Source organism: Oceaniferula marina (genome assembly GCF_013391475.1).
Lineage (GTDB): Bacteria > Verrucomicrobiota > Verrucomicrobiia > Verrucomicrobiales > Akkermansiaceae > Oceaniferula > Oceaniferula marina.
Map to the genome: position 1 here is coordinate 1 of NZ_JACBAZ010000039.1, position 7,700 is coordinate 7,700.

At 43.3% G+C, this 7,700-nt stretch carries 6 protein-coding genes; all 6 read left to right on the plus strand.

Features of this window, described 5'->3' with window-relative positions; translation table 11 throughout:
* The first annotated feature begins 139 nt into the window (after positions 1-139).
* Positions 140-526, plus strand: coding sequence for an ankyrin repeat domain-containing protein (locus tag HW115_RS19355; RefSeq protein ID WP_178935274.1), 387 nt, complete (start codon positions 140-142; stop codon positions 524-526).
* Positions 527-2,633: 2,107 nt separating this feature from the next.
* Positions 2,634-2,975, plus strand: a complete 342-nt coding sequence (locus HW115_RS19360; protein ID WP_178935276.1) for a hypothetical protein — start codon at positions 2,634-2,636, stop codon at positions 2,973-2,975.
* 1,493 nt (positions 2,976-4,468) lie between these two features.
* Positions 4,469-4,852 carry a hypothetical protein gene (locus tag HW115_RS19370; protein ID WP_178935280.1) on the plus strand — a complete coding sequence of 128 codons (384 nt, stop codon included), beginning with the start codon at positions 4,469-4,471 and terminating at the stop codon, positions 4,850-4,852.
* 83 nt (positions 4,853-4,935) lie between these two features.
* Positions 4,936-5,346, plus strand: coding sequence for a hypothetical protein (locus tag HW115_RS19375; protein ID WP_178935282.1), 411 nt, complete (start codon positions 4,936-4,938; stop codon positions 5,344-5,346).
* Positions 5,347-5,478: 132 nt separating this feature from the next.
* Positions 5,479-5,991, plus strand: a complete 513-nt coding sequence (locus HW115_RS19380; protein ID WP_178935284.1) for a hypothetical protein — start codon at positions 5,479-5,481, stop codon at positions 5,989-5,991.
* Positions 5,992-6,097: 106 nt separating this feature from the next.
* Positions 6,098-6,625, plus strand: a complete 528-nt coding sequence (locus HW115_RS19385) for a hypothetical protein (RefSeq protein WP_178935286.1) — start codon at positions 6,098-6,100, stop codon at positions 6,623-6,625.
* The last annotated feature ends 1,075 nt before the right edge of the window (positions 6,626-7,700 follow it).

Below are 7,700 nucleotides of genomic sequence, written 5' to 3' on the forward strand. Positions count from 1 at the left end.
AGCGCGGAGAAAATCTGGTCGAACAAGTCGCAGCACCCGACAGCTAGTAGCTGTCGAGTTTGCGACGGGTAACCATTTTACGACATTGTATCTTTAATTCGTATGTCGGCGCCTGATCGCTGCCGGTGTGCTTTACGTTATGCAAAAAATAAGCTCTGAACTTCAGCAGTTTTTGGCAGATCTTGAGGGTGAAGCCGCATTCAACGATAAGCCTATTTCGTGTAATACTAGATCTCGGGTTGGTGATACCCCATTGCATATTGCTGCAATAAGAGGAACACTAGATATCGCGTATCATCTTTTAGATCTTGGAGTTGACATTGATGCGACTGGTGAGAATGGCTATACGGCTTTGCACTATGCAGTGGCTCATGAGAGAGTAGATATGGTTCAGTTTCTTGTAGATCAGGGGTGTGATGTATCTATACGTATATTTGATGGCGATGGTGATACAGCGGGAGACTTAGTTTCTTATTGTGAGAATGGTGATGTAAAGCTACAGATCAAGGCCATACTGGACAAATAATTAGGCATAACAAGTCGCAGCACCCGACCGTTAGCAGCTGACTAGCCAGGTTTTTCGGCTGTTCTACACGATTGAAACTTATAAGCTTGTGCATCTGGTTCATCACGGCCGGTGTGCTTTACGTTCGGCTATAAAAATGTTGCTGTCACATAATTACGACGTTGCGTCAATGAGCTGTATGAAGTTTACACTATCTATTGTTGGAGTCGCGATAATCTCGGTGCTGCTTGTATCTTGCAGATCAAAGGAACTCNGACTGGCCAGGTTTTTCGGCTGGTTTACAGAATTGAAACTTATAATCTTTGCGCAACTGGTACATCGCTGCCGGTGTGCTTTACGTTCGGCTATAAAAATGTTGCTGTCACATAATTACGACGTTGCGTCAATGAGCTGTATGAAGTTTACACTATCTATTGTTGGAGTCGCGATAATCTCGGTGCTGCTTGTATCTTGCAGATCAAAGGAACTCTTGCCGCATATGGGTTACATTGGGAAGGTTTATGGCGAGGACTTTTGCTCGCTCCACAATCGTCAGTGCTTAAGCGAAGATCGAGAGTATGTGTTTGGCCTCACAGTATCGTACACACAGGAATACGAAGATGCCATAAGAGACGGATCGTATGGGATTGCTGCTAAGAAGAAGTTTCCCAACGCCTTTAACACCATAAACCAGTTTACGCCACCCAAAGAGTATAGAGCTGATTTGGAGGGCAAACCGTTTACTGTTAAATACTGTCCGCGTTGTCGAGAAGCAAAAGGTGTTTGGATCGAAAACCTGAAGCTTTGAAAATAGTTGCCGAACAAGTCGCAGCACCCGACCACTAGTAGCTGACCTGCCAGGTTTTGTTTCTGTTCCTAAAAAGGAAATCTATTAATCCGTTCATCTGCCATTTCATCGTGGCGGGTGAGCTTTACGTTCGACAAAAAATTGAATCTTTTAGATCCATCAAAGGCTAGATCTGGCGGCTCAAGGCTGTTTCATATCGTATTCTGAGCGTCATTATTCCAGTGGCGCTTTTTTGTGCCTGGATTAACGATGGTTTTCCCCTGAACTGGTAGTAAAGTTTAGTGATTTTATAATGGTTTGATCCAAGAATTTCGGGTTTTATGCCGTCTAGCAGATGACTAGATGGCGTGGTTTTCATTCATTCCGAGTGAATTGACCAGTGGCGGCAGCGTTTCAAGCCCCAAGCATTGGCCGTTTCTTGTTTGTAGTCTGTTCATTGTAAGCAGGTTAAGGTTAAGATCTTCCTGTTTAATGCCACTAGAATGGATTAGCGGCGCGGAGAAAATCTGGTCGAACAAGTCGCAGCACCCGACAGCTAGTAGCTGTCGAGTTTGCGACAGGTAACCTTTTTACGACATTGTATCTATAATTCGCATATCGACGCCTGATCGCTGCCGGTGTGCTTTACGTTCGGCAAAAATAGATCCGAGTTTAGGTTTGTTTGATCGGACAACGGTGTCTCGCGTATCCCAGACAGATGGGTTCCGAATCGGCAAATCCTTCGCGTTCACAAAACAAGCCGAACAAGTCGAAGCACCCGACAGCTAGTAGCTGATTGGCTAGGATTTGGCCACTATTCATCAGAATCGAAACTCAAAATTTAGAGCTACTGGTACATCGCTGCTGGTGTTCTTTACGTTGGGCAAAAAATAATGTCGTTCACTCGAAATAGAGAAGATCACCAAGAATGGTTGAATTGGTTGAGCCGTAGCCGTGATGAATTGATTGCATGCTCCATTCCTGACATCGTTCTGGACGACCGTGGAGACTGGCTATATTTTTTAGATCACTGTTATTTTCAGCCTGAAGGTATGCTTTCGCCTATTCTTGAGATTGATAACATGAGTAGAGAGGATGCTATGAGACTATGCTTGTTCCTAGAACGAGATACGTATTATCCCGAGTCCAGCGCACTAAATCGTCTTCAATACCTTTTAGGACGCGGAAGACATGCAGGATAAACAAAACAAGCCCAACAAGTCGCAGCACCCGACATGCAGTAGCTGCGCAGCCAGGTTTTTCTGGTGGTTTTGACCATTAATCAACTAGTAGAGTATCCCGCCACTGCATGCCGGTGTGCTTTACGTTCGGCAAAAAATAATGAATCCCAAATTACGGCGCATTTTGCTATATATATGCTTTGCAACGGGTATTGGTGTTGTCTCTGCTATGAATAGAGAGCTTAGCCAAAGGACTGAATTGGAGCATATTTATCGTAGAGTTACTGACCCAATAATCGATCACCATTTTACTGAAACGCGAAGTAGTGCAAGCATAGGTAATAGTGATACGCCGCTGGAAGTAGTTACTCTGTGGCGCGCACAATTGGATGCTCGCCTAGACCCAGACATAGCTCGATGGATTATGCTTGGAGGATTTGTTTTAGTCATATTTGGAGGCAAGGCGTTTGAGAAGATTAAGCCAGACGATATAAACAACTAGCCGAACAAGTCGCAGCACCCGACAGCTAGTAGCTGTCGAGTTTGCGACAGGTAACCCTTTTACGACATTGTATCTTTAATTTGCATATCGACGCCTGATCGCTGCCGGTGTGCTTTACGTTCGGCAAAAATAGATCCGAGTTTAGGTTTATTTGGTTGGACAACTGTGTCTCGCGTATCCCAGACAGATGGGTTCCGAATCGGCAAATCCTCTGAAAAAACAAAACAAGCCGAACAAGTCGAAGCACCCGACAGCTAGTAGCTGATTGGCCAGGGTTTGGCTGCTGTTCATCAGCATTGAAACTTTAAATTTAGAGCTACTGGTACATCGCTGCTGGTGTTCTTTACGTTCGGCAAAAAATAGGCAGCGCGTTCAAAATACTTTGGCTTGATCTGTTTCAGAATTGGAACGTCGGTGATTGTTTCATCGGAAATTGACTTTCCCAGTTCCGTCCTCGAAAGAATCCGCCAGACAAATGAGTTCCGAATCGCTCACAATGGCTTGGGTTGATTATTCCGAATCGTCAAATCCACTGAAATCACAAAACTGGCCGAACAAGGCGTTGCACCCGACAGCTAGTAGCTACCGGGCCAAATTTTTCAGCCGTTAATGAGAATTGAACCTTTAATCTTTGTTCATCTGGTACATCGCTGCCGGTGAACTTTACGTTCGGCAAAAAATAGGCAGCGCGTTCAAAATACTTTGGCTTGATCTGTTTTCAGAATTGGAACGTCGGTGATTGTTTCCTCGGAAATTGACTTTTCCAGTTCTGTCCTCGAAAGAATCCGCCAGACAAATGAGTTCCGAATCGCTAATGATGGCTAGGGTTGATTGTTCCGAATCGGCAAATCCACTGAAATCACAAAACTGGCCGAACAAGGCGTTGCACCCGACAGCTAGTAGCTACCCGGCCAAATTTTCAGCCGTTAATGAGCATTGAACCTTTAATCTTTGTTCATCTGGTACATCGCTGCCGGTGAACTTTACGTTCGGTAAAAAATGAAACCCATCGCAATAATAGTTCTATCTGCGCTCATCTATGGCTGTGGTATGATTGAACCTTCTCCCCGACAACTTAAGGCCCAAATATGGTTACCGGATATGATTTCGGGGAAGCGTCTTACCCTGCTGGATGACGATATGATGATGAGTTTGGCATTCGCTGATTCTGGAGATTTNAAAGGTGGTTGGATTGCTTCACCTGGCATGATCTGGGGCATTTCGAGTGATGGCCGTCTATTGCTTAAATCTGACAAAGATACAGTTATGCATGAACTCACTCTTCTCGAATATACAAACAAGCTAATCGTAGTGCGTAGAGGGAAGGATATCGAAACCTATAAGGTGGGGGAATATAACTAACCGAACAAGTCGCAGCACCCGACAGCTAGTAGCTGTCGAGTTTGCGACTGGCAACCATTTGACGATATTGTATCTTTAATTCGTATGCCGGCGCCTGATCGCTGCCGGTGTGCTTTACGTTCTGCAAAAAAATGAAAATCATATCATCTATAATAGCGATTTTATCCTTCATTGCCGGAATTGCATGCATTTTCACTATACCAAAATATGCTGAATTATATGCTGACTCTGGGGTAGCTATTCCTAAATTAATAGTTGTGATGATTAATACCTCGGGATGGATTCCCGGTGGGATATTTTTGCTGCTCTCTGTTTTACTAGTTACCCTGATATTTCTGAAAGCACCAAAGATTTCTGCTGTTCTCTCGGTGATCTCCTTACTCTTACTGATTGGAGCTGCGGTTATTATCCCTACGCTTTTATTGAAGCCTTTGTCTCAGATCATAGAGGAGGTGGAACATGAACAGCGAGATAACAAAAAGGCAGAACAAGTCGTTGCACCCGACGGAGAGTAGCTGCGCAGCCAAGTTTCACCTTGGTTTAAACCATTAACATAAAGTAAGATTTACCCTCGCTCTCCGCGGGTGAACTTTACGTTATGCAAAAAATGAGAATGCTAATTCAGATGTTCATCTTCACATCAGTATTACTATGTTCAGCTGAAGCTTTAGATTGGAAGAATCGGTATAAAGCATTTAATTCGGAAGCTCCATCTAAAGAGCTAGAACCGATAATGGTCAAAGCATTCAAAACAAAATTAATTAATCTAGAGATTAAGGACTCTCGATTCGTTGAAGCTCTAGACAAGCTACGGCTGGCTTTGAGGACTGCTGATGACGATATGAGGATTAGCACTATTGTTCGTGGCGGAGATTCTAAGGTGAAAGTTAATATACCTAAAGGCACGATAACATTTGGAGATGCTTTAGATCAAATTTGTGTTCAAGCTGGCTATAAGTGGGATTTTCCACCACACGGTAAATTGACAATCACTCGTATTGAAAATTAGGCATAACAAGACGTTGCACCCGATGGCTAGTAGCTGACATGCCAAGTTTTCCGACCATTAACTAAAATTGAAACATTAACCGTTCATCTTGGCTTTGATCGCCACGGGTGAACTTTACGTTCGGTAAATAAAATGAAAATCGCTATATTCAGTCTAATCCTAGTTTTGATGTCCATTGGTTCAGTGCGTGTATGCGCAGCAGTACAAGAATCTAGACAAACCAAATCGATTTCAGTTAAATTTGAATTACTCGAATCCTTAAGAACTGACAACCGAGTAAAGATTATTGATGCTGATACAGTATTGGTATTTAGCGTATTCAGAGCTAAAAAGCATGATGAGAAATCTAAATCTGCGATAAGGCTGTGTGTAGAAAATGGCGTTAGCTTGCTTCCTCCAAATGAAGTGAAGAAATTACATAAGGAAGAATTAACTAAGATAATTAAGTCATATTGTGATGCCATGCGAGCTGCAGGTAAAATCCCCAAATTATGGGTGCAAGTATCCAAATCGACAAAAGACGATGAACTCAAAAATCTACTTATTGGATTTGGTAAGTTAGGATGTTCTGAAATTTACGTTGAAGAACTAATAAATATAAGAAACAAAAAACAAACCGAACAAGTCGCAGCACCCGACAGCTAGTAGCTGTCGGGCCAAGTTTTTGCTACCTTGGAATGGGGATTGAAACTTTAAACTTTGCACATCTGGTACATCGCTGCCGGTGTGCTTTACGTTGGGCAAAAAATACATGACAAACTTACTCAAAATCCTTTGCATCTTCGTCGTGTTATTCAGCTCTTGCTCGAAGCATAAAAAGCCATCAGCGCCAGTCTCCAATGTTGCGAGATATGAATTGCAGCATATTGGGCAAGATGAAGCCTTGAAAGAGATTAAGACCTTATTCTCAGATGTTGATATTCGCTTTGAGGCATCTCCCGATGGTGAAGCTATTTTTATTCATTACTCAGATGAGTATTTTATGAATGAGGCGATCAAGTCATTAGAGATTTTGGATGCGACTCACAGTTTGCCGAATTCTGCATATATTGATCTAGAGTCCCTTAGCATTGAGAATGCTATGGCGCTCACTAGAGGTGTGGCTGATGGCTCTTCCGTAGATACAGGAGTTTCAGCGGATTATAAGAATGGTAAGTGGAGGCTATTGGTTATGGGGGATCGCGATTACAGGCGTAAAATACAGAGCATTATTAAAAAGGCGGAGGAAGATTCTTCGCAACAAAAACAAGCCCAACAAGTCGTTGCACCCGACCGCTAGTAGCTGCCTGGCCAAGTTTTTAGGCGGTTCTACAAAATTGAAACTTTAATCGTTTCATCGACGCTTACATCGCGGCCGGTGAACTTTACGTTCTGCAAAAAAAACTTAGCACTTCCAGAAAGGTTGATAATCCCGAATCGGCTCGAAGGATGAAACCATAAGTTTGTTCACTCAGTGAAATCATCGGCTTTCCTCGCAAGGCACACGAATTCGGGTGTCACGTTCCATAAGTTGTGAGCAAGAAAGATGGATTCCTATTCGCACTTGAAAGCAACCCGAAAGGCTGGGAAAACAAATCGGCAGAACAAGTCGCTGCACCCGACCACTAGTAGCTGCCGTGCCAGGTTTTGTTTCTGTTCCTCAAAAGGAAATCTATTAATCCGTTCATCAACCATTTCATCGTGGCGGGTGAGCTTTACGTTCGGCAAAATAAACTAATCCTATGCTTAAGGTTTTAATTCAACGCTTTCTCGCCAATCCAAAGCATCGGATTTACGTTGTGAGTGGAGAACAGTGGGATCATTTTGATGAACCAGGGTACTGTACTGATCCAGCATATTACGGTTTTGATATAATTAAGGGGGAGACAAAAAGTCCCCAAATTTTGCCGGGACCATTTTGGGAGCGTTCTCCGGGCACCCCCATTGAGAGAGGGCCAGAGATAATTAAGGCATTTAAGATAGCTCATGATGCTATTAGCTTCGCCTACTGTTGTAATCTAGTTAATGTGTTGATATACGCTTATGATCGAGTTAATGGGGAATGGGTTTGTAGCGAAGACCAATCGGAACTTGATATTGACTGGTAGAAATCCAAAAAGCCGAACAAGTCGCAGCACCCGACAGCTAGTAGCTGTCGAGTTTGCGACGGCAAACCATTTGACGACATTGTATCTTTAATTCGTATATCGGCGCCTGATCGCTGCCGGTGTGCTTTACGTTCGACAAAAAATTGAATCTTTTAGATCCATCAAAGGCTAGATCTGGCGGCTCAAGGCTTTTTTATATCGTATTTTGAGCGTCATTCTTCCAGTGGCGCTTTTTTGTGCCTGAATTAACGATGGTTTTCCCCTGAA